The sequence below is a fragment of the Massilia mucilaginosa genome (assembly GCF_011682145.1).
Taxonomy (GTDB): Bacteria; Pseudomonadota; Gammaproteobacteria; order Burkholderiales; family Burkholderiaceae_D; genus Telluria_A; species Telluria_A mucilaginosa.
The window spans coordinates 1-1,983 of the sequence record NZ_WHJH01000130.1 but is presented as its reverse complement, the minus strand read 5'-3'; the positions used below and the strand labels follow the sequence as shown (position 1 = coordinate 1,983).

The window sequence follows — 1,983 nt, the reverse complement described above, 5'->3', positions numbered from 1 at the left end:
AAAAGAGCCGTACCCCGCACCCTACGCGCATAGCCAGGGTTGGGGACGGCTTTTTTCATTCATTACAGAAGCAATCGGTTAGCACATAGCTGATGAGGCTGTGTCCGAATGTCAGACCTGGCACCGTCACAGACCTGACACCGTCACTTTAAAACTTAGGAACGCCATCATAGGAAATTATATCAAGCGAGCCGCCAAATTCTTTGAGAGACTCCAAGTTATCTAAAAGCTCATCTACAAGATTCCGACCGGTAGTGGTTACATAATAGTTCGCCATTGATTTAACGTGCGGCCCAACGTCTTTCCCCCAGGGTGGATTTTTAGCAATATTTTCGATATCCCAAACCACATTACCAGGTCCCAAAGAGGAAAGGCCTGTCTTAATTTTTTGCATTTCACCGTACGCCTCATCTGCGTTCGCTTCAGACAAACTTCCTTGGTATAACTCGTTCATAATATGGGGAAACCTCGAACCCCATTGCCCCCCCTCAAGATGGACTGCGACTGTAGAAAGCAATGAATGAAATAAGCCACCAGGCCCTATTTCTGTAACAACGCTACCCTGTTTAAGTGCAACTGTCATACTACCTCCAAAAATGAATCTGACCTGGCGTTAAAATTCCATTCGTTTTTTGTTGAATTCTTCCCACAACCCTATTCAGCTCCACAGTACTTACATTTTGCCCACGAACATCAAGGACAATTTTTTGAATATCACCAAGAGGTAAATTTGCTGCCCTATGAATTGCTTGGGCACTCACGGAAGATACTAACGAACTACGACCAGAAGCAGTCGTTAAATTATAGTTCTTCATATCAATAGCTTCACCAGATTTATATAGATCTGGCCGTGTACTGCCTAACGTTCCATGCGGCACCCGCGCGCCGTTCAAAAAGGATTCCTGAGCGCTGTAACCATGAGATCCATACATTGCTTCAAGATCAAGTTCCGACTGTCGCCAAGTCGGGCGAGCAAGGCGATTTGGAGGCACTAAAGAGCCAAAGCTTACCGGAGTCGAGGGAGCACTTTCGCCTAAGAAACGTACCGTTCCAGGAGTGTACGTGGGAGTGAACCCAAACTCACCCTCGACCAGGGGTGCGCCAAATCGTTGGCTATAAGCACCAGCATTCGTCGTGGTTACTCTTCTGGAAATAGTAGCATTAGTTACGACACTTTCAGTTACACTTTCAATGCGCCCGGCTACTGCACTAGCACTACCAGCACGCCCTAACGATCCTAACGCACCTAAACCTAGTCCTAATCCAAACTCAGCATATGGTCCAGCACTAGTGCTATAAGGCTGCTTGTAACCATCCATAAAGGATACGTAATCAATAGCCCCTGGGAATGTAAGACTTAGATTAAGATTATTCCCTATTAACTCAATTGTATTCGCAAAAAGATTAATCGGCGCGCCCACCACCACATCGCCAAACCAACTCCGACCAAGATTGAATTGCGCAGCATTCAAACTATTACCACGGCTATCGAATCCACCCACAGTGCTTATAGGTCCTAAGGGGCGACTGCCATCTGAATTAGCAAACGGTGCTTTCCTAAAAGTGCTTGCCGGAAGTGCGCTTTCACTGATCGCATCAAGATCACTTGCAAACTTCTCTCGTGAATCAGCAACTATTTGATTAATTAGTGCGACTTCCCCTTCGATTTCTTTTTGTTTCCCAGACGGGGGCAAACGTCCGCCGACGTTTTCACCTAAACCGGCACTCATAGCCCACAGATCAGATCTTGAACTATCGATAGCGTTAGCCAAATCATAAGCATAACGTTGTGCAGCTGCATCTTCAAACCCAGATTGCATCTGAGCAGCAGCAACTCTCGCTTGCGTCACACGATCACTGATCTCGTCGCTCAGGCTACTCCCCAGCGCATTGCCGAACGCACTTGGTCCGACGTGCAATCGTAGTCCAACGCGCGCAAACGCCCTGTTCATGCGGGTTTCGGCCGGTCCTCCAGCTCGGCCG

General features: G+C 47.6%; 2 protein-coding genes. Both read right to left on the bottom strand.

Annotated features, from left to right (window positions below):
- Positions 1-148: 148 nt before the first annotated feature.
- Positions 149-583 carry an Imm70 family immunity protein gene (locus tag F2P45_RS34050; protein WP_166882633.1) on the bottom strand — a complete coding sequence of 145 codons (435 nt, stop codon included), beginning with the start codon at positions 581-583 and terminating at the stop codon, positions 149-151.
- A 1-nt stretch (position 584) separates the two neighbouring features.
- Positions 585-1,983 (bottom strand): hypothetical protein (locus F2P45_RS34045; RefSeq protein ID WP_223164905.1); only part of this gene is annotated, 1,399 nt, incomplete at its 5' end.

Excerpts from the sequence above, each read along its gene's own strand:
- F2P45_RS34050 (WP_166882633.1), bottom strand. The coding sequence starts at position 583 with ATGACAGTTGCACTTAAACAGGGTAGCGTTGTTACAGAAATAGGGCCT.